We start from the raw sequence: 20,905 nt of genomic DNA, 5'->3' as shown, positions 1-20,905 counted from the left end.
CGCGTCAATCAGGTGAGAAGCGGGTAGCCTCTTCTTATACCACAAACTATATTCAATAATTAACCTACCTCAGTTATCTTACCATCCGCGGTAACAGTTGTCAACCATTTCCGTTGATTACTTAATTACTTCTTCTGAAACTTTTTTAATGAAGTCTTCAAAGTTCATGCTTTCAGATTGCTTCTCGCCGTATTTACGAACATTCACTTCACCAGATTCAATTTCTTTGTCTCCGAGAACCAGCATATACGGAACCTTTTGCATTTGCGCTTCTCGAATTTTATAACCGATTTTCTCATCGCGCTCATCAAGTGAAACTCGGAATCCAGCTTCCACAAGCTTCTCGCGAACATCATTCGCATAGTCAAAATGTGCATTGGGAGAAACCGGAATGACTTGAACTTGAACTGGTGCAAGCCACGTCGGGAATGCGCCTTTGTATTCTTCTATCAAGTATGCAACGAAACGCTCCATCGTTCCGACAACACCGCGGTGAATGACAACTGGACGATGTTGTTTTCCATCTTCCCCGATATACGTTAAATCGAACCGTTCCGGTAATAAAAAGTCGAGCTGTACTGTAGAAAGTGTTTCTTCCATTCCAATCGCCGTTTTTACTTGAACATCCAACTTCGGACCGTAAAATGCAGCTTCGCCCTCAACTTCGATATACTCGACATTTAGTTCATCCATTGCTTCTTTTAACATCGCTTGTGCGCGTTCCCACATTGCATCGTCGTCAAAATATTTCTCAGTGTCTTCCGGATCACGATAAGAAACACGGAACGAGTAGTCTGTAATATTAAAGTCTTTATAAACATCGATGATTAATTGAACAACCTTTTTGAACTCGTCTTGGATTTGATCAGGACGGACAAAGAGATGCGCATCATTCAATGTCATCCCGCGCACACGTTGTAATCCCGATAGCGCTCCTGACATTTCGTAACGATGCATTGTACCGAGTTCCGCGATTCGAAGCGGCAAGTTTCGGTAGGAATGAATTCCGTTTTTATAAATCATCATATGATGCGGGCAGTTCATCGGACGAAGGACAAGATCTTCATTGTCCATACTCATGACCGGGAACATATCATCTTGGTAATGCTCCCAGTGTCCGCTTGTTTTATACAGTTCGGAACTTCCTAGAACCGGCGTATAGACGTGGTGATAACCAAGTCTTTCTTCTTTGTCGACAATATAACGTTCAATTATACGACGGACTGTCGCTCCTTTGGGCAACCACATTGGTAGTCCTTGACCGACTTTTTGGGAGTTCATAAATAGGTCAAGTTCTCTTCCTATTTTACGGTGATCTCGTTCTCTCGCTTCCTCGAGCATTTTCAAATGGGCTTTAAGATCTTCTTTTTTGAAAAATGCAGTTCCGTAAATGCGTTGCAACATTTTATTATCCGAATCTCCACGCCAATAAGCCCCCGCAATGCTGAGCAACTTGAATTCTTTTAGTTTTGCAGTTGATGGAACATGCACACCGCGACATAGATCAACGAAGTCGCCTTGTTCATAAATCGACACTTGTTCATCTTCAGATATCGCTTCGATCAGCTCTAATTTGTATTCATCGCCAATTTCTTTAAATAGTTCAATTGCTTCTGCACGCGAAACATCTCGGCGAACAATTTCAATATTTTCGTTGACGATTTTCTTCATTTCTTTTTCGATTTCCGGCAAGTCATCTGAAGTGATTGGCACGGACGAGTCGATATCATAATAAAATCCGTTTTCAATTACTGGACCAACACCGAATTTTGCATCTTTAAATAGACGTTTTACTGCTTGAGCAAGAACATGAGCCGAGCTATGGCGTAAAATCTCAAGTGCTTCAGGCGAATCTGGTGTAATTATCGCAATTTCTCCGTCAGTTGAAATTGGTGTTTTAAAATCAATCAATTTACCGTCTAACTTTCCTGCAAGCGCATTTCTGCGAAGCCCCGGACTAATTGATGCCGCAACTTCTTCAGTAGTTGTGCCCTTAGGAAACTCCTTTACTGCTCCATCTGGAAATTGTAATTTAATTTCATTCGACATTTTCAAACACTCCTTTTATATTAAAAAACAAAAAAAGCCCCATCCCTGGAAAGGGACGAAGCTTTAGCTCGTGGTTCCACCCTTCTTCTCTTAACGAACAGAGTAGACTCTGCCATTAATGAAGCTCTGCTTCGGCTAACGGGCCGGATCCGTCATTGGTTACTGAATGTTCACCAATGCTGCTCAAAGGTGGTAAATTGCACGTCTTTCCTACAGGGCTTCCAGCCAAGTGCGGAAAGATACAATTCAATCTTTCCCTCAATGTCCCCGTTCTCTGGCGGTTAACGAAACAATTATTGTCCTTATCAATGCATTTAAATACTTATTAGAGATGAGTATACGATGATTCATAGTGAATTGCAAGTATATTTCTTGAATTTTAATTAACATCAAGTACAAGCACTGTTGTAACGTTGTTCACATGGTAAGCTTTTACCGTATAAATGCCTGGTCTTACAGGAGTAAACATAGTATATGCATTGAAGGTATCCCCTGATTGCAAATTGATTTCACGATTTACATTTCAACATGGGCCCATCACTCTTTTAAAAGATGCGCAAACTTATTTGTTCCGTCTGTTTTCCCCGCTCAACTTTATATCAGTTGAAACCATTTTAATTCTTTCCATGATACGGCTTGCTTTCACAACATCTTTATCGCCACGTTGCGTATACGTTAAGTGATTCTCTAATTCGTCGTAACTTAAATTCGATGTGAAAAAGGTCGGAAGTTGTTCGGCCATGCGATATTGCAATATCGTGCCAAGCACTTCATCACGTGTCCAGGCCGACATTGCTTCAGCCCCGAAATCGTCTAAGATTAGTACTTGCGCTTTTTTTACAAAGTCTATTTTTTCATTTAATGTCTGATCTTGTATCGATTGTTTGATTTCACGTAAAAACTCAGGAACATACACGACAATTGTTTTAACGCCGCGGTTTGCTAGTTCATTTGCTAGTGCACCAAGAATGAATGACTTTCCAATTCCAAAAGGTCCGTAAATATACAATCCACGTTTTGGCAATTCTCCAGTTTGATCATAGCTTTCTAAAAACTCATTTGTAGCATCTACAACGGATATTCTGCTTTCATCTGCAGTGGCAGTCAAATCGATATCATGTAATCGTGCCTGCATCACATCTTTTGGCATATGCATGCTTTCAATCATTCTAGCTGTTTTCCGACGATTTTCATCAGTCAGTTTAGATGGACATTTTACATATTCAATTTCAATAAGGTCGCGTTTAATGACTAGTTTTGGTTCAAATCCATTCATGATATTTTTGCAGTTCGATAGCTCAGTGCACTTATCGCAGCCATGCGAAGCAATCGAATATTCGTAAAGCTTTCCTAAACTCCGATCAACCATCTGTTCATTGACTTCAGTTGAATGTTCAGACAAAAACTTTTGAATACCTGGATTCCCCATAATTTCGATCCGCAAATCGTCATAGCGCGCTGCAAAGTTTGGTGCATTGACCACACGTTTTAATGCATCTCCAAGCGGTTCCATTTTACTTCACCTCAGTTCTTCTAGCGTTCAATTTTTCAAGCAATCTAAGTCGACGTTCTTCCACGTCTGGATCCATCTTTTTAGGATGTTCTTTCTTTTCATCTTTTTTGAAAAACCATTCGGGAACCATTGCTTCACGGCCGGATCCCCGTCTATTATTGGCAGCTGGTTTTTGGCCTTCATTTTTCCACTGCATATATTTATCATGTTCTTTCCTCGAAAACTCCAAAGCTTCTTTCGCTGTACTGACTTTTTTATTCATCCAATGTGAAGCGATTCTTTCAACATAGTTGTTTGTTATTTTACCATCATTACGAATGTGCACATATTGCAAGAGTACATTTACAACGCCTATTGGCAAATCATGCGTATTAATAAGTCTTTCTGCTAACTGAACATCTACAGAAAGCGGCTCTTTATCGTTTAGATCACGCAACATGTCAACAGGGGCTGTGTTTTCCAGATAATATAATAACGCTTCCTCACGAGAAAGGTTTTCCGGATTATTTGTTTCTGGTTGTTCCTTTATATATACCTTTTGCAACACAGGTGCTTCTTTTGAAATACTCATCTTATAATAATCTGCTGCTGCGCGTCGAAGTCTTGCATCTGGTATTTCTAAATCTTCATCTAACGCCATCATAATCACTTTTTGCATATCAAGAGGCGATAATGAATAAAGAAATGCAAGTTTCGAAATTGTTTCTCTCGAGACGGATGCAAGTGCGGCCTGGGGCACCATCTGTTCGGATAGTCCAGACTTCAAGAGATTGAAATCAAAATCATAATTAACAAAAGGAACACCTTCAGATTGATTCCGTTCGACAATTTCGCTACCTTCATCTATATTCATACCGTTTGTAACTGGTTTGTAGACATCCAGAAACGTCCGTGAGACTTCTTTGAAATTTTCATCGTCCGACGATGAGAGCGCAAAACGCGCCCTTAAATTTCTGTACGCCTGTTCACCAATTTTACTAAATAAAAATGTAGATAATAAGGGGTCATTAAAAAACTCTTTTGCGCCAAGCGGAGAGTATAACTTATAGATAAAAGATCGGGTATCACCATCGTTTTTCATATATGTACGCAAAAGGCCGATTGCTTCTAGTGAAATCCGCGCCTCAAAAATCGGGTCTAAGGACATAGATAATAGATTCATTAAATGATAATGAGTATATTCTCTCTCATTTTCTTGTTCCGCGTCAGCCCAAAGAGTCATAAACAAACTCATTGCGCTTGACCCGATTAATGGTTGGTAAAATAATGTAAGAAGTTGCCGGTCATAGTCGGAAATTGGGTGCGACAATTGTACTTTGTATGAATCGACTGGTTGTAATTCTTTATAGAGCGCCACCATTTTAACCTACACCTTCCATTAATTCTCAATTCTCATTTGATTTTGTTTGAAGATTTTTTAGTTCATCAATAAATACGGTAATGTCTTGGTAATCACGGTAAACAGATGCAAATCGTACATAGGCAACTTCGTCAACGTCTGCTAGTCGCTCTAAAACCATTTCTCCCAAATCACCTGAATTTATTTCCGCGACACCTGAACTTCTCAAGTCTTTCTCGATTTCATAAACAATATTTTTTAAATCATCTAAAACGACTGGACGTTTCACACAAGCACGAATAAGTCCGCGAAGAATTTTATCGCCATCGAATTCATCACGCGAACCATCTTTTTTCACGACAACCAAGGGTGCTTCATCAATTTTTTCGAACGTTGTAAAACGAAAAGCGCATGATTCGCATTCCCTTCGTCTCCGAATTGATCTGCTACTATCAGCAGGACGAGAATCAACAACTTTTGATCCATTAAATTGGCATGCCGGGCATTTCATAAGATTATCCTCCACTTTTCCCGTTAATAGTATATTGATTATAACAGAAAAAGTAGGCAAACAGAACAAAAGCATAAGAAAGCGTTGGGTATACACAATTTATGTTTTGAATTTTGATTAATATTGTTGTCTGTAATTTGCTTGCACTCATTGGGGTTTGCTTGCACTTGAATGTAGTTTGCTTGCACTCTAATGGCATTTGCTTGCAAGTTGGGACCTTCTCCCCCCACAAAAAATTTCTCAAATCCACTTAGCTGATAAGATAACTCCAAATAACTCTCTTATATAATGAAATTAGTTGATTGTAGTGGAGGGTGGCGACTCCCGCGGGAAAGCGTCCGCCCGCAACGGAAATCAGCGGTCAGTGTTAATACAAGTATTAGAATAATGGATTGTTCAAGTAAACAAAAAAAGTATGAAGAGGAAATTACTCTATTCCCCTCCATACTTTCAAACTTTTATTAACTCCTAAGCACTTAACTTCAAACTTAAAGCGTAGCCAACTCTCTTCGCCAAATCTACAACTCGTGCAGAATAGGCCCATTCATTATCATACCAAGCAAGCACTTTTACCTTTCTGCTTCCCATTACAATTGTGGAAAGTCCATCAACAATTGCGGATTCCGTAGTTGTATTTAAATCTATAGAAACTACAGGATCAGTTGTGTAAGCAAGAATCCCTGACATGTTTGATTTTGCCGCTTTTTTGAACGCGTCATTCACCATTTCTACTGTTACATCTTGTTCAAGATCTACAACTAGGTCGACTAACGAAACATTTGGTGTCGGAATGCGGAGTGCCATTCCGTGAATTTTGCCTTCTAATTCCGGAAGTACCAATGATAGCGCTTTCGCGGCACCTGTCGAAGTCGGAATAATAGATTGCGCGCATGCCCGTGCCCGACGTAAATCTTTATGTGGATTATCTAAATTATTTTGATCTGTCGTAAATGAATGAACAGTTGTCATCAAGCCGTTCTCAATACCAAAAGCATCATTCAGCACTTTGGCAACTGGCGCAAGACAATTTGTCGTACAACTAGCATTCGAAATAACCTCATGTTTATCAATATCAAGTTTTTCATCATTTACGCCAAGGACAATTGTGATATCTTCATTTTTACCCGGCGCGGTTAAAATCACCTTTTTAGCACCAGCTTGCAAATGAAGGGCCGCCTTGTCACGCGAGTTAAATTTACCTGTCGCTTCTATAACGATATCGACACCTAGCTCTTTCCAAGGAAGTTTTACTGGATCTCTTTCCGATACAAGCTTCACTCGTTTACCGTTTACAACAAGCGCATCTTTTTCGGCAATGATTTCACCATTAAACGTTCCGTGATTTGTGTCATACTTAATTAAATGAGCGAGTGTTTCCGATGGATATGACGCATTTACTGCAACAATCCTTACATCATCTTCCAAAATCATCTGACGGAAAACCATTCGTCCAATTCTTCCGAACCCGTTAATCGCAATAGAAGTAGTCATAGATAAATCCTCCTGTAAGTATGTTATACTTTATCCATTCAATTCGTCTATTAGTATAACACATAATATATGAGGAAAACACATTAAAATGACAAATTTCGCTGTTCTAATTTTCAGAAAAGGGTTACGGTTTCAAATCCCATTTATCCAGTAGCGATTCTACCTGCATTTTTGTTTCTTCTATCGTACCGTTGTTATCGATAACCGCGTCCGCACCGGCTTCTTTTTCAACCATTGGAAGTTGAGAGTTAATACGATCGGCGGCTTCTTGTTCGTTCAGTTTGTTTCTCGCGATAAGTCGTTCTTTTTGAATTTCAGGTGTCACTGAAACGACTATGATTTTCTCAACAAAGGATTGTAGTTTACTTTCAAATAAAAGCGGGATATCCATAATGACTGTGTTAGCTCCATTTGAAATCCATTGTTCTTTTTGCCGAATCATTTCATTTCGTATAGCAGGATGAATTATAGAATTCAATTTTTTACGCTCTTCTTCATTCTTAAATATCCGTTCGCCAAGTTTTTCACGATTCAAGGATCCATCTTCATTCAATACCTCATCGCCAAAGTGTTCGCCTATTTCCTTAATCACCGAAGTGCCCGGTTCGACGACTTGACGCGCAATTTTATCCGCATCAACGATCGGGAACCCTTTTTCTTTGAGCATTTTGGATACAGTACTTTTCCCGCTAGCAATACTGCCTGTAAGACCAATAATCATACGTATCTCCACCTCCTTCCTTTACTCTTAATCATCTTTGACATTTAGGGCAGTATACCGACGTTCTCCCTGCAATTCTTACACTTTTTGTATTCGTGTCGCAGCCGAGACATACTTTTCTGCCGTATATTTTCAAGCGATGTTGCATGCCCCCTGCTTCTCCGTTAATATTTCGGTAGTCGGAGATTGTACTCCCGCCGGCATCAATGCTTTCTTGTAATATGTCGACGATGGCATGAAATAACTCTTTCTTTCGCTTCAAACTTATTCGCCTAGCTTTTCGCGTCGGATGTATGTTCATCCTAAAGAGTGCTTCTGTTGCATAGATATTGCCGCAGCCAGAAATCACTTGTCCATCCATGATGACTTCTTTTATCGGTTTTTCAGCATATCTGGGGAGCTGGGTTAAATCTAGAAAATGGTTGCATGCCGATTCATCAAACGGCTCTGGCGCCATTTTGAGTAATGGAGGATGGTCCGCTTCAACATTAAGTAAACGAAGTTCGCCGAAGCGCCGAATGTCAGAATAGACAAGCAGCCCCCCGTCTTCCATCGTAAAAATTACATGAATATGTCTACGAAATTTTTCTTCCACGACTTCTTCGATTGTGTTGACAACGAACCACGCCCCCGTCATGCCGAGATGGCTGACAAGGAGGTAGTCGTTATTCCCTTTTTGCAAGTCGATATAAATATATTTGCTGCGTCTTGTCACATTGACAATCGACATTTGCTTCATTTGTCGGATAAAATCTTTTGTGGACATTCCTTTAATAATTGCTTCTCTTCCCTGCTCTTTCGATTTAATCACAACATCCGAAACAGCTACATCTTTTATCGTTCGTCCGATCGCCTCAGGTGCAAATGCACGAACTACGCCTTCAACTTCAGGTAATTCAGGCATCTATTTCCCCTCACTTCATATCGTACCAAGACTTACCGTATGCAGACTCGACTTTTAACGGCACGTCGAGCTTAATTGCGGATTCCATGACTTCAGGTACAATTTTCTTTAATAATTCAATTTCATCGACAGGAGCCTCGAAAATTAGCTCATCATGCACTTGAAGTAACATGCGCGCTTCTAAACCTTCCGCTTCTAAACGCTCTGCCATGTCAATCATCGCTTGTTTTATGATATCCGCCGCGCTGCCTTGGATTGGCGTATTCATTGCTGTACGTTCAGCAAAACTGCGCAAATTGAAATTAGAGCTTTTAATTTCGGGTAAATAACGTCTTCTGTTCATTAAAGTTGTTACATAACCATTAACCTTTGCTTCTGCTACTGAATCGTTCATATATTTTTTTACACCAGGGAAACTAGCCAGATACGTTTCAATAAATTTAGCTGCTTCTTTTCGTGTAATATTCAAGTTCTGCGAAAGACCATAGTCGCTAATCCCGTAAATAATTCCGAAGTTGACTGCTTTTGCTGCATCCCGCATTGAAGGTTTCACTTCGTCAATCTGTACGCCAAAAACATCCGCTGCTGTCTTCGTATGAATATCTTCCCCGTGGTGAAAAGCTTCCATTAATTTTTCATCTTGAGACATATGTGCAAGCACTCTCAATTCGATTTGGGAGTAGTCTGCCGCAAATAATAACCAATCAGGTTCCGATGGTACAAATGCTGCACGTATTTTACGTCCTTCTTCAAGACGAACAGGTATGTTTTGCAGATTCGGATTGATCGAGCTTAATCTTCCAGTTGTCGTCAATGCTTGTTGGAAACGCGTGTGAATTTTCCCATCCTCGTGAATTTCTTTTAATAATCCTTCAATATAGGTCGAATTTAGCTTGGCTAGTTGACGATATTGTAGAATCTCGCCGATGATTTCATGTTCACTTTCCAATTTCTCTAGTACATCGGCCGCTGTTGAATAGCCCGTCTTGGTCTTTTTAATTGGTGTTAAGCCGATTTTCTCAAACAATATCACACCAAGTTGTTTCGGGGAGTTAATATTGAATTTTTCTCCTGCCATTTCATAAATGGACGTTTCAAGTTCTTTTATTTTCACGGATAATTGCGTTCCAATTTCCGCCAATGCTTGTTTGTCCGTTTTTACACCTGTCGATTCCATTTTCCCGAGAATCGCAGCGAGTGGCAGTTCTAATTCATGGTACAAATCAAATTGCTCATTTTCTTTTAATTGCTCTTCGATCGTAGTGCGCAGCTTCCAAGTTGCAAGTGCACTACGGCTAGCATGTTCCGCGACAACTTCATCGGATGGAGCCGCCTTTTTCGCACCTTTTCCGTAAATCAAATCATTTTGCTTAACATCTGTATAACCGAACTGTTTTACTATGGATGCAATATCCGTATAGGAAGTAGAAGGACTCACTATGTATGCGCCGAGCAGTAAGTCAAACTCAATCCCTTTCAATTCAATTCCGTATCTAGCCAAAGAGGCAAGCGCTGCTTTCGAATCGGAACAATACTTCTTTTTAGAATCGTCTTCGAGCCATGTTTTAAATAAATCCGAAGTCTCCAGAACTGAAAGAGGAAGATAGATTGTCCGATTTTCATCAGCTAATGCAACCCCGAGAATGTCAGCATTTAAATAGTTAACGTCCATCATTTCAATATGAAGCGCCATAGTATCCGATAAATGTTCTTCTTGTAAACCCGATACGATGGTGACTTCAATATCTTCTTGCTTCACTTCGCTCGCGCCTGGAGATATCTTTTCAAGAAGCGTATTAAAATTTAGTTGTTGAAAAATACTTGTGAGTTCTTCATTATCGGGACCGTTATACGACAAGTCGTCGATTTTCACTGAAATTGGCGCATCGACAGCAATCGTTGCTAAATCACGGCTCATAAAAGCGACTTCTTCATTCGCTGTTAAATTTTCATTGAGTTTTTTCGCGGTTATTTTATCAAGTGATTTATACACATTTTCAATGGAACCGAACTCTTTTAATAATTTAAGCGCCGTCTTTTCTCCGACACCTGGAACGCCAGGGATATTATCTGATGGATCTCCCATAAGCCCCATCATATCGATCATCTGGGAAGCTGTAATTCCGTATTTCTCTATGATATGTTCAGGCGTATATTTCTCTGTATCCGTTATTCCTTTACGTGTAATTAGCACTGTCGTATGCTCAGTCGCGAGTTGGGTTAAATCTTTATCTCCTGAAAACACAATAACTTCGGAACCTTCCTCATTACCTTCTCGACTTAATGTACCGATAATATCATCCGCTTCGTATTGATCGAGTTCATATTGTTTTATGTTATACGCATCAAGCAGTTTTCGGATATAAGGAAATTGCTCAGACAATTCGGAAGGGGTTTTCTGACGCCCTCCTTTATACTCTCCAAATGTTTTATGTCTAAAGGTCGTTTTCCCTGCATCCCATGCCACTAGCATATGGGTCGGTTTTTCTTCGTGTAATATGTTTTGAAGCATCATTGTAAAACCATACACTGCGTTTGTATGAATGCCGTGATCGTTCGTTAATAAAGGCAAAGCAAAAAATGCTCTGTACGCAAGGCTATTTCCATCAATAAGGATTATTTTCTTTTTCGTCAAGTCATCCACTCCTGTTCAAATATCAATTAACTTTAATTTTGATTATGTTTATTTCCAACAAGGAAACCCGCCATCTTCATCTATCTTACCATGCGGGCTAGGATAAATGAAAATGACGGGTATTTGTTTACTGCCTTATTCGATATAACCGGTTAAGATTTTCGCGTATGGAGAATCTGCCGGGATAATAATCATCGTATCTTCACCAACAGTTTTCGTGTACGTTTGCAGTGTTCGGTATAAACTATAAAATTCCGGGTCTTTTGAAAAAGTATCGTTGTAAATTTTAGCAGCTTCTGACTCGCCTTCAGCATGAATGATGGCAGCTTCTTTATTTGCCTCCGCTAACATTTCAGTCACTTCTCGGTCCGTTTCGGCTTCTATTCTGCTTTTGTCCGCATCACCTTCAGATAAATAGGTTTGTGCAGTTGATTGTCGTTCGGAAATCATTCTTGTGTAGATTGATTGTTCGTTTTCCTCTGGTAAGTCTATTCGTTTCATACGAACATCGACAATTTCAATTCCGAAGTTCCCTTGTTCCAAAAATTCATTAACACGTTGGGTAACCCTGTCGTTTAATGAACCGCGCTCAGAGTTTTCATCATTCACGACATCCACATAGTCGAGTTGACCAAGTTCGGTACGGACAACCGAATAGATGAATTCTGACATTCGACCTTCCGCATTCACAATATTACGCGCATTGGAAATCATTTTTCTCGGATTTGTTATTTTCCATACAGCATAATTATCAATCATAATGCGCTTTTTATCTTTTGTGTTAATTTCGGCCTCTGAAACATTGTAAGTCATTTGGCTTTTCGGTAGTGTCATGACGCTTTGTATGAAAGGCACTTTAATATTGATGCCTGGCTCTTGAATAATCCGCTTGATTTCTCCAAACTGCGTGACAACCCGATACTCATTCTCTTTAACTATGAAAATATTAGCTATTAAGATAACGATTACCGCAAATATGGATGTTAAAATAAGCGTTGATTTAATATACTTTTTAAACTCAATTGGCGCCGCAGTATTTCCCGGCTTCTTTGGTCCGCTTTTAGAGTTTTGCTTTTGTTGTTTTTCAAAAAGTCGCTCTTCAAAACTTTTAAATGGATTTTTATCGTTTGACATTACTCTTCATCCCCCTCATCATCTTTAGTTGTGACTTGAGGTGAAGTGTTCTCCAATTGTGTCAGTGGCAAATATTTCACGGATTCACCATTATCGTTCATAATGTAAATTTTAGCTTTCGGCAATACTTGTTCTAGCGTTTCTAGTATTAAACGTTCTCGCGTTATTTCTTTATTATTCTTATATTCTGCATGCAGTTTATTGAAAACCGATACGTCACCATGCGCTTGTTCAATACGCGCTGTTTTTTGACCGGTTGCGCGGGAGATGATCGCATCGCGTTCACCTATAGCTTCCCTGCTTTTTTGGTTTTCGTATTTTCTGGCTTCGTTAATCTTCGTATTTTTTGTTTCACGAGCATCCGTAACCGCTGTAAATGCAGCCCGCACCTCAGAGTTCGGAAGTTCTACATCTTGAAGTTTCACACCTTGGATAACGATGCCGATATCATACTTATCTACTAACGTAGCCAGAAGTTCTCTTGTCTCTGCCTCTATTTCCGCTTTTCCATCAGTTAATGCAGCGTCAATCGTAGAACTCCCAATGATTGACCGGATTGAAGCAGAAGTTGCATCATGTAAAATCTCTTCGGGATTCTCGGAATGGAATAAATACTTGGTTGGCTCTGTAATTTTCCACTGCACAACCAAATCAGTTATAACGATATATTCATCCCCTGTAATCATTTTCGTTTCAGGATCAAAGTCGACAACTTCTCCGTCTTCTTGCTTATAACCAAATTTCAAGCTGAACGTCTCTTTCGATAAAACTTCAACATGTTGAATTGGCCAAGGCAACTTAAAGTGCAAACCCGAGTTTGTTACTTCTGTGTTTGCTTTCCCGAATGTAATCACTACTGCCTGTTCTGATTCATTCACTGTGTACCATGTTGTGAAACCGACTATGAGGAGCATGATTCCTAAAATCCCCATACCAATCATTGTTAATATTCGCTTAACACTCATTGATAATCCCCCTTGAGATATTCATTGTCTCTCTATACGGATTGGACGGGTTATTAGTTTCGTTTTCGTCTAGGAATCCTTAAGCTGAAACTAGTGCCGACATTTGGTTTACTCTCAACATTTATCGTTCCGGCGTGAGCCTCGATGAGATGTTTCACAATCGCCAGGCCGAGCCCTGTACCGCCTGAATCGCGACTTCTAGCTCGATCGACTCGGTAAAATCTTTCGAAAAGCCGTTCTAATTCCGATTCTTTAATTCCAATCCCTTCATCCTTAACGATTATGATTACGTCCTTTTCAACTTCCTTAACTTGAATCGTTATTGTTGTGTCTTCCATTGAGTAAGTGATTGCATTTGACAGAAGATTGACCATCACTTGGATTAAACGGCCTTCATCACCGTCAATCACAATTTCCTTCGGCATATTGAAATCAACCATCATATTTTTCTGTTCGATACGACCACTGACAACTTGGATCGCCTCATTAATCATTTTATTTAAACCGACTTCGCTGTATTGAAGCGTGAAACCTTCCCTTTCAACATCTGACAATACTAATAATTCATCGATCAATAACTTAAGTCGATCGCTTTCCTTTTGAATAATTTCAAGAAAGTCTATCATTACTGTTTGATCATTCATGGCTCCGTCGAGTAAAGTTTCTGCAAACCCTTTAATGGATGTGACTGGAGTTCGCAGCTCGTGGGATACATTCGCCACAAAATCTTTTCGAACTTTTTCCAGCCTTACTAATTCGGTAATGTCATGAATGACAACGACAATTCCCAACCAATTGCCGTAATTGCCAATTACAGGAGCCCCATATACCTTTACGGAAGAAGCTACGCCATTAACAAGTAAATTCAACTGGGTTTCGCAGGATTGTTCAGTCATGTAGACGTCTTCAATAAGAGTTTCAAGTTCTCTAGGCAGTTCAAGCGAATTTACTGTTTTACCTTTTAACTCTGCATCCTCTTCAAAACCGAATGTCTTTCTAAAAACCCCGTTAACAAGATTGAGCGTACCGCCTCTTCCAAACATTAAAAGGCCGCTTCCCATACTTTCTATAAGTGTGTTTAACCGTTCTTTCTCCATTTCTCGTTCCGTTGAAATTTCTTGCATCGTATGCGCAATCGAATGAATTGCCGAGGAAAGATCATTTTTCCTCTCATTTTCAATTATTGATGTATGTACAGAATAATCTCCTTGTGCTAGCTTAATTGCATTTGATGTTACCTTGTCAATCGGTTTAATGTATTGCAGCAATAAACGTGTAATTATAAAGAGCGAAACGAATAATGCCGTTAGTAAAACAATCAAAAGAAATACTAAATAATCACGTTGTATGATTGGGTCTGCGCTATGATTGAACAAGGGAAAAAACTGGCCCAGTACTATACCAAGGCCAGTTAAAAGAAACGATAAAAATAATATATTTGCTAGGACGAGACGACCGTATAGACCTTTCATTACAAATCCAGCTCCTCGAATTTATACCCGATGCCTCTTACGGTTTTTATAAATTGCGGATTTCTTGTATCTTTTTCTACTTTTTCTCTCAAATGACTTACATGGACATCGACAATTCGCGTATCTCCCGCAAAATCATAATTCCAAACAGCACTTAGCAATAAATCGCGGGAAAGCACACGATTCTTATTTTGAATTAAATATGCAAGCAGTTCAAATTCCTTAGGCGTGAAATCCAGCTTTTCACCGTGAAGATACACTTCATAACGTTCCAAATAAACTTTGAACGGACCGGACAACAATGTTTCTTCAACCTCAGGATGTTCTACTTTAGTCTTGCTTCGTCTAAGAACGGCTTTTATGCGCGCAACAACTTCTCTTGGACTAAAAGGCTTTGTCATGTAATCATCCGCGCCGATTTCCAAACCATGAACTTTATCAAATTCATCGCCTTTTGCAGTGAGCATGATGATAGGAATATTACTCCCCCCCGAACGAAGCATTTTACATACTTCGATTCCATCCAATTTAGGCAACATTATATCTAGGACTATTAAATCAGGTTGTTCACTTAAGGCCAATTCAATTGCAGCTTCTCCATCGGCTGCACTAATCGTTTCGTATCCGGATAATTTCAAGTTATATTCGAGTAATTTCCGAATCGGTTGTTCATCTTCAACGATAAGTATTCTTTGCATTAATGCACTCACCCATCTAGTTAGAAATTTTCCATCGCTTGAGCAATAAGGCGATTTTCAACAATAGGAGGAATCACTTTGACTTCTCCGGCAACTACAACATCATTATCCCCATCTATCGCTTCAATTTCAACAATTATTTTGTTATTCAACTTATCAACGACGATAACCTCCAAGAGGAAATCGATTGTCGCATAATGATATACAGGCTTAGGAAATTCAAGATGTTGTTCAACAATATGTGAACCTGGTCCCGGTAAATATTTCGAAATAGCCGATGATATAATGCCCGTCAACATAATTGTAGGCACAATCGGATTTTCGTATGGCGTTTGCGATGCATAGTCATGTTGAATATAAAGTGGATTCCCGTCATTTGTGAGCCCAAGATATAAAAGCAAATCTTTGTCTTCAATTTTTTCGGTAAGCTTTAATTTTTCTCCAACTGTTATCTCTTCGATTTTTCTGCCAAGCCGTCTTTTTTTACCTAAAATCAACTGAATTCCTCCCCGAAATATCATTAAACGTTAGTAAACAAACAAAACAGTTAAAAAAACGAGCAGCTTTCGCTACCCGTGTGTTATTTATGCCAATACTTTCATTACCGCTCTAACTGAATCTGCAGATTTGGAAAGTGCAACTTTTTCATCTTCCGTTAAATCGAGTTCTATAATCTTTTCAATCCCTTTAGCACCCAAAACAGTCGGTACCCCGAGGTAAATTCCATCAAGATCATATTCGCCCTCTAAATAAGCAATTGCAGGCAGAACGCGTTTTTGGTCTTTTAAAATTGCTTCGGCCATCTCGACTAATGAAGCAGCTGGTGCATAATACGCAGAACCATTGCCTAGAAGGTTCACAATTTCCGCTCCACCGTTACGCGTGCGGTCAACGATTTCTTCAAGTCGTTCTGGTGAGATTAATGTTTCTAATGGAATTCCACCCGCATGAGAATAACGTACAAGAGGAACCATGTCATCTCCGTGGCCTCCAAGAACAAATCCTGTTACATCTTTAACAGAAAGGTTAAGCTCTTGCGCTACAAACGTACGGAATCGCGCAGTATCCAATACGCCCGATTGTCCGATGACACGTTCTTTCGGAAAACCAGATGCCTGATAAACAGTATATGTCATTGCATCAACTGGATTCGTTAAAACGATTATTGTTGAATTTGGAGAATACTTCACAATTTCACTTGTTACGGCTTTCATGATCTTTTGGTTAGTCTGTACTAAATCATCACGGCTCATTCCCGGTTTACGTGCAATGCCGGCTGTAATGATTACAATATCAGAATCCTTGGTATCCGAGTAATCTGAAGTTCCAATAATGTTAGCATCAAATCCTTGAACCGGACCTGCTTCAAGCATATCAAGTGCTTTCCCTTTTGTTGGATTCTCCATTTGAGGAATATCAACAAGAACAATGTCAGCTAATTCTTTTTGCGCTAAAAGGAATGCAGTCGTTGCGCCAGTGAAGCCGGAACCGATAACCGATACTTTCTTGCGTGTCATTGTCATGAGGTAACTCTCCTTTTATTCGTATGTATAGGGGGAACGAGTCCCCCTTTATTATATTATAAGTTTTTGATTAATTCATCCGCAAACTCGGAAGTTTTAACTTTAGTTGAACCTTCCATCAGGCGTGCGAAGTCATATGTTACTACTTTAGAAGCAATTGTCTTTTCAATCGATTCTTCGATCATTTTCGCTGCTTCATTCCATCCAAGGTGTTGAAGCATTAGTACACCTGATAATAGGACTGATGAAGGGTTAACAACGTCTAGTCCAGCATATTTCGGTGCAGTACCGTGAGTTGCTTCGAAAATCGCGTGACCAGTTACATAGTTGATGTTCGCTCCTGGCGCGATTCCGATTCCGCCTACTTGTGCAGCAAGAGCATCAGAAATATAGTCGCCGTTCAGGTTCATCGTCGCGACAACATCATACTCTTTTGGACGAGTAAGGATTAGTTGCAAGAAGATATCCGCAATTGCTTCTTTGATGATGATTTTTCCAGATGCTTCAGCATCTTCTTGTGCTTTGTTTGCAGCGTCAGTACCTTCTGCTTCTTTGATCTTGTCGTACTGTCTCCATGTAAATACTTTGTCAGCGAATTCTTCCTCAGCAACTTCATAGCCCCAAGTCGCGAATGCGCCCTCAGTGAATTTCATGATGTTTCCTTTATGAACAAGCGTTACTGATTTACGTCCTTCATCAAGTGCAAAGTTGATCGCAGCGCGAACAAGACGTTTTGTTCCATCTTCTGAAACCGGCTTAATGCCAATACCTGATGTTTCTGGGAAACGGATATTTTTAACGCCCATTTCATCTTGCAGGAAGTTCACTAGCTTTTTAACTTCATCTGTTCCCTTTTCATACTCGATACCCGCGTAAATGTCTTCTGTGTTTTCACGGAAGATCACCATATTGCAGTCTTCAGGGCGTTTAACTGGTGAAGGAACACCTTCGAAGTAACGAACTGGACGAACGCATGTGTATAGATCTAGTTCTTGACGAAGCGCTACGTTCAATGAACGGAAACCTCCGCCGATAGGCGTTGTAAGTGGTCCTTTAATAGCAATCAGGTATTCTTCGATCGTATCAAGCGTTTCTTGCGGGAGCCATTCGCCTGTTTCATTGAATGCTTTTTCTCCTGCAAGTACTTCTTTCCATACGATTTCCTTTTCGCCGTTATATGCTTTTTCAACTGCTGCTTCTAGTACTCGTGAAGCTGCATTCCAAATATCAGGACCTGTACCGTCACCGATAATGAATGGAATTACTGGATTGTTTGGAACGTTTAAAACACCATTTGTAACTGTTACTTTTTCACCGTTTGTCATTAAAAAATTCCTCCTAAATTCAAAATCATAGGGCCCCTCCCAAAGAGCTGCCCTTTTTCCTTAATTAAGTTATTTTAGCGTTCGTTAATCGGTACGTATTTTTGCATGCCTGGTCCAGTATAGTCTGCACGTGGACGAATTAGGCGGTTATTCGCATATTGCTCGCGAATATGCGCGATCCAACCTGATACGCGCGAAACTGCAAAAATCGGCGTGAACAAATCATGATCGATGCCGAGTGAATGATAGACTGATGCAGAATAGAAGTCTACGTTTGGCGGCAGATTCTTTTCAGCCGTAAAGACTTCTTCAATCTTCACAGACATTTCATACCACTTTTCTTCACCGCGTAATGCCGTCAGTTTTTTGGACATTTCACGAAGGTGTTTTGCACGAGGATCACCTTTACGATAAACACGGTGACCGAATCCCATAATCTTTTCTTTGTTTGCAAGTTTATCTTTAATATAAGCTTCTGCATTATCTACTGAACCGACTTCCGCGAGCATTTTCATGACTTGCTCGTTCGCTCCGCCGTGTAAAGGCCCTTTGAGCGCACCGATTGCCGCAGTGACTCCTGAGTACATATCCGAAAGAGTCGCCACGCAAACACGTGCTGTGAATGTGGATGCATTCAATTCGTGATCTGCATGAAGCACGAGTGCTTTGTCAAACGCTTCAACTTCAATTGCATCTGGCTCTGTTCCAGATAACATATATAAGAAGTTGGCTGCATAGCCTAATTCTGCTTTTGGAGCGACTGGTTCTAACCCTTTACGGATTCGGCCAAATGCTGTTACTAATGTAACAATTTTCGCCTGAATTTTAATCGCTTTTTCATAGTTTGCTTCATCGGACATATCTTCTGATTTTTCATCGTATAATCCAAGAAGGGAAACTGCAGTACGCAATGCAGACATAGGGTGCACTTTGTCTATCGGGTACATTTTAAAGTGATCATAGACTTCTTGAGGAACTGGCATATGTGCAATAAGCTGTTGCTTAAGTTCAGCAAGCTCGTCCTCTTTTGGTAATCGCTGATGCCATAGTAGATAGATAACTTCTTCAAAACTGGCATTATTAGCGAGGTCGTCAATGTCATATCCGACATATGTAAGAGTATCATCAATAATTGAACTGATGGCAGACTGTGTCGCGACGACTCCTTCTAATCCCTTGGTTGATGTCATGTAAATCGCTCCTTTTGGTTATAGGGCCATACTTCGCACAATCGTAAAAAGCGGTGTAGCGGCCTTTCAACTTTTTATGTTATTATTCTATTTTTGCTTACATGATTCATTATAATCAACTTTGTCATAATTGTGAATGAAAACGCTTGTTTTTAGAATAAATAGACAAAGGAGTCTAAGATGTCTGTTCATAATAAAAATCAAAAAATCGCTAGATTATTGTTTATAAAGTGGCTGCCTATCATTCTAACAATCGTTGTAATTTTCATGTTTCCTCCCGTGGCGATTGCGGTTATCGCGGCTTACTTTACCGCACCGCTTCTTACAGCCGTCCATTCATTAACAAAGCTGCCATTAACAATCGCAACTATCTTCGTAATATGTATTCTTTTCTTTCTAACCGGCTCATTCGTCTATATTGGCATCCATGGAATAATGGATCTGGTCCCTGCAGTCGAGCGCCACTTAACTCCGCTCACTGCAAATACAGATACTGTTAGTAAAGTGCTTGCGTTTCTTGAAGGCAAAATCATTCAATATGGACAGGCCATTCTCGAATATACACTTATGCTGATTCAAACATTGCTTCAACGACTTATTAGTTTCTTTATTTTTCTATTAGCTTATTTTTTTGCTTTACGCGAGTCAGGGAAGAATCGATTTTGGTTTCTCGTTTACTTTCCCGTAGAAATGCGTAAACAAGCGAAAAAATCACTATCAGAAGCAAGTAAAGTAATCGGCACCTTTGTTTCCGTTGAAGCACGATTAGTTTTTTTAACATTTATCATTTTATCAATTGGATTTTCACTATTACAATTCAAATCACCGTTCGGGATTGCATTCCTGATTTCACTAGTCGATGGTCTCCCGTTTTTAGGAATAGGCATCTTCCTAATCCCGATGATTGTCTTTTTCATACACTCTGGAAATTTATTCGTGGGAATTTCACTTGCATTACTCTACTTATTCACGATTACGACGCGACAATTTACCGAGTCCTACATGTGGGCATCCACCTTCCAACTAAAACCGGTTCATGCATTTTTAATCATGGCTTGTTCTGTTTACTTATTTGGTTTTGCGGGAATTTTATTATCGCCTTTTCTTTTATTTGCTGCCTATAAAGTCAAACAACATCCGCTGTTTAACGAATGACAATGCGCCCGCTTTTCATTTTTTTAGCCAACCAAGTAATAATATAAGGTCTTATTAGATTTCTCGGGCCCTTAAATAGCAAGAAAAAACCTGCAATATCGGTGATAAATCCCGGAATTAGCAACAATATCCCGCCGAAAAATATGCAAACGCCATCTATCTGAACTGAACCCCGAAAAGCGGACACTTTAAAAAAGTACCCCTTTCGGGGTTTTTTCTATGGAAAAAACCCGCTATACTATACCTAACTTGAAGGAGCGGGATAATTTTATGAGTAAAA

At 39.8% G+C, this 20,905-nt stretch carries 18 protein-coding genes; 1 reads left to right on the top strand and 17 read right to left on the bottom strand.

The window, feature by feature from the left end:
• Positions 1-117: 117 nt before the first annotated feature.
• The 16 genes from thrS to citZ form a co-directional block, all read right to left on the bottom strand.
• On the bottom strand, positions 118-2,049 hold the full coding sequence (thrS, locus tag G8782_RS00090) for a threonine--tRNA ligase (protein ID WP_172368888.1): 1,932 nt from the start codon (positions 2,047-2,049) through the stop codon (positions 118-120).
• Between the two features lie 562 nt (positions 2,050-2,611).
• Positions 2,612-3,562: a primosomal protein DnaI gene (gene dnaI, locus G8782_RS00085; protein WP_172368887.1), complete on the bottom strand. Its 951-nt coding sequence runs from the start codon at positions 3,560-3,562 to the stop codon at positions 2,612-2,614.
• Between the two features lies 1 nt (position 3,563).
• Positions 3,564-4,922 (bottom strand): replication initiation and membrane attachment family protein, encoded by a 1,359-nt coding sequence (locus G8782_RS00080; protein ID WP_172368886.1) that lies wholly within the window; start codon positions 4,920-4,922, stop codon positions 3,564-3,566.
• A 25-nt stretch (positions 4,923-4,947) separates the two neighbouring features.
• The gene (gene nrdR / locus G8782_RS00075; RefSeq protein WP_172368885.1) at positions 4,948-5,412 is read right to left on the bottom strand and encodes a transcriptional regulator NrdR; all 465 of its coding nucleotides are present in this window, start codon (positions 5,410-5,412) and stop codon (positions 4,948-4,950) included.
• Positions 5,413-5,880: 468 nt separating this feature from the next.
• Positions 5,881-6,903 (bottom strand): glyceraldehyde-3-phosphate dehydrogenase, encoded by a 1,023-nt coding sequence (locus tag G8782_RS00070; RefSeq protein ID WP_172368884.1) that lies wholly within the window; start codon positions 6,901-6,903, stop codon positions 5,881-5,883.
• Between the two features lie 124 nt (positions 6,904-7,027).
• A complete protein-coding gene (coaE, locus tag G8782_RS00065; RefSeq protein ID WP_216667729.1) occupies positions 7,028-7,624 on the bottom strand; it encodes a dephospho-CoA kinase in 597 nt (198 codons plus the stop codon).
• A gap of 31 nt (positions 7,625-7,655) precedes the next feature.
• Entirely contained in the window at positions 7,656-8,528 is an 873-nt protein-coding gene (mutM, locus tag G8782_RS00060; protein WP_172368883.1) for a bifunctional DNA-formamidopyrimidine glycosylase/DNA-(apurinic or apyrimidinic site) lyase, read from the bottom strand.
• Between the two features lie 10 nt (positions 8,529-8,538).
• A complete protein-coding gene (polA, locus tag G8782_RS00055) occupies positions 8,539-11,163 on the bottom strand; it encodes a DNA polymerase I (protein WP_172368882.1) in 2,625 nt (874 codons plus the stop codon).
• Positions 11,164-11,298: 135 nt separating this feature from the next.
• Positions 11,299-12,297 carry a protease modulator HflC gene (gene hflC, locus G8782_RS00050; protein ID WP_172368881.1) on the bottom strand — a complete coding sequence of 333 codons (999 nt, stop codon included), beginning with the start codon at positions 12,295-12,297 and terminating at the stop codon, positions 11,299-11,301.
• On the bottom strand, positions 12,297-13,262 hold the full coding sequence (hflK, locus tag G8782_RS00045; protein WP_172368880.1) for an FtsH protease activity modulator HflK: 966 nt from the start codon (positions 13,260-13,262) through the stop codon (positions 12,297-12,299). Before hflK ends, hflC begins: the two co-directional genes overlap by 1 nt.
• A gap of 53 nt (positions 13,263-13,315) precedes the next feature.
• The gene (gene pnpS, locus G8782_RS00040; protein ID WP_172368879.1) at positions 13,316-14,734 is read right to left on the bottom strand and encodes a two-component system histidine kinase PnpS; all 1,419 of its coding nucleotides are present in this window, start codon (positions 14,732-14,734) and stop codon (positions 13,316-13,318) included.
• Positions 14,734-15,432 (bottom strand): response regulator transcription factor, encoded by a 699-nt coding sequence (locus tag G8782_RS00035; RefSeq protein WP_172368878.1) that lies wholly within the window; start codon positions 15,430-15,432, stop codon positions 14,734-14,736. The genes pnpS and G8782_RS00035 overlap by 1 nt, the downstream gene beginning before the upstream one ends.
• 20 nt (positions 15,433-15,452) lie before the next feature.
• Positions 15,453-15,929: a MaoC/PaaZ C-terminal domain-containing protein gene (locus G8782_RS00030; RefSeq protein WP_172368877.1), complete on the bottom strand. Its 477-nt coding sequence runs from the start codon at positions 15,927-15,929 to the stop codon at positions 15,453-15,455.
• A gap of 87 nt (positions 15,930-16,016) precedes the next feature.
• Entirely contained in the window at positions 16,017-16,955 is a 939-nt protein-coding gene (gene mdh, locus G8782_RS00025; protein WP_172368876.1) for a malate dehydrogenase, read from the bottom strand.
• A gap of 56 nt (positions 16,956-17,011) precedes the next feature.
• Positions 17,012-18,280, bottom strand: coding sequence for an NADP-dependent isocitrate dehydrogenase (gene icd, locus G8782_RS00020; RefSeq protein WP_172368875.1), 1,269 nt, complete (start codon positions 18,278-18,280; stop codon positions 17,012-17,014).
• A 74-nt stretch (positions 18,281-18,354) separates the two neighbouring features.
• Entirely contained in the window at positions 18,355-19,470 is a 1,116-nt protein-coding gene (gene citZ / locus G8782_RS00015; protein ID WP_172368874.1) for a citrate synthase, read from the bottom strand.
• A gap of 180 nt (positions 19,471-19,650) precedes the next feature.
• Here citZ and G8782_RS00010 point away from each other — a divergent pair, with 180 nt between their 5' ends.
• On the top strand, positions 19,651-20,625 hold the full coding sequence (locus G8782_RS00010) for an AI-2E family transporter (RefSeq protein ID WP_172368873.1): 975 nt from the start codon (positions 19,651-19,653) through the stop codon (positions 20,623-20,625).
• On the opposite strand, the gene G8782_RS00005 is transcribed toward G8782_RS00010, so the two are convergent.
• The gene (locus G8782_RS00005) at positions 20,615-20,812 is read right to left on the bottom strand and encodes an FxsA family protein (RefSeq protein ID WP_172368872.1); all 198 of its coding nucleotides are present in this window, start codon (positions 20,810-20,812) and stop codon (positions 20,615-20,617) included. The genes G8782_RS00010 and G8782_RS00005 overlap by 11 nt on opposite strands.
• Between the last annotated feature and the right edge of the window lie 93 nt (positions 20,813-20,905).

Source organism: Sporosarcina jiandibaonis, assembly GCF_013184495.1.
Lineage (GTDB): Bacteria > Bacillota > Bacilli > Bacillales_A > Planococcaceae > Sporosarcina > Sporosarcina jiandibaonis.
This window is presented reverse-complemented; position numbering and strand designations above follow the sequence as displayed.

Excerpts from the sequence above, each read along its gene's own strand:
- thrS (WP_172368888.1), bottom strand. The coding sequence starts at position 2,049 with ATGTCGAATGAAATTAAATTACAATTTCCAGATGGAGCAGTAAAGGAG.
- dnaI (WP_172368887.1), bottom strand. The coding sequence starts at position 3,562 with ATGGAACCGCTTGGAGATGCATTAAAACGTGTGGTCAATGCACCAAAC.
- G8782_RS00080 (WP_172368886.1), bottom strand. The coding sequence starts at position 4,922 with ATGGTGGCGCTCTATAAAGAATTACAACCAGTCGATTCATACAAAGTA.
- nrdR (WP_172368885.1), bottom strand. The coding sequence starts at position 5,412 with ATGAAATGCCCGGCATGCCAATTTAATGGATCAAAAGTTGTTGATTCT.
- G8782_RS00070 (WP_172368884.1), bottom strand. The coding sequence starts at position 6,903 with ATGACTACTTCTATTGCGATTAACGGGTTCGGAAGAATTGGACGAATG.
- coaE (WP_216667729.1), bottom strand. The coding sequence starts at position 7,624 with ATGATTATTGGTCTTACAGGCAGTATTGCTAGCGGGAAAAGTACTGTA.
- mutM (WP_172368883.1), bottom strand. The coding sequence starts at position 8,528 with ATGCCTGAATTACCTGAAGTTGAAGGCGTAGTTCGTGCATTTGCACCT.
- hflC (WP_172368881.1), bottom strand. The coding sequence starts at position 12,297 with ATGTCAAACGATAAAAATCCATTTAAAAGTTTTGAAGAGCGACTTTTT.
- hflK (WP_172368880.1), bottom strand. The coding sequence starts at position 13,262 with ATGAGTGTTAAGCGAATATTAACAATGATTGGTATGGGGATTTTAGGA.
- pnpS (WP_172368879.1), bottom strand. The coding sequence starts at position 14,734 with ATGAAAGGTCTATACGGTCGTCTCGTCCTAGCAAATATATTATTTTTA.
- G8782_RS00035 (WP_172368878.1), bottom strand. The coding sequence starts at position 15,432 with ATGCAAAGAATACTTATCGTTGAAGATGAACAACCGATTCGGAAATTA.
- mdh (WP_172368876.1), bottom strand. The coding sequence starts at position 16,955 with ATGACAATGACACGCAAGAAAGTATCGGTTATCGGTTCCGGCTTCACT.
- icd (WP_172368875.1), bottom strand. The coding sequence starts at position 18,280 with ATGACAAACGGTGAAAAAGTAACAGTTACAAATGGTGTTTTAAACGTT.
- citZ (WP_172368874.1), bottom strand. The coding sequence starts at position 19,470 with ATGACATCAACCAAGGGATTAGAAGGAGTCGTCGCGACACAGTCTGCC.
- G8782_RS00010 (WP_172368873.1), top strand. The coding sequence starts at position 19,651 with ATGTCTGTTCATAATAAAAATCAAAAAATCGCTAGATTATTGTTTATA.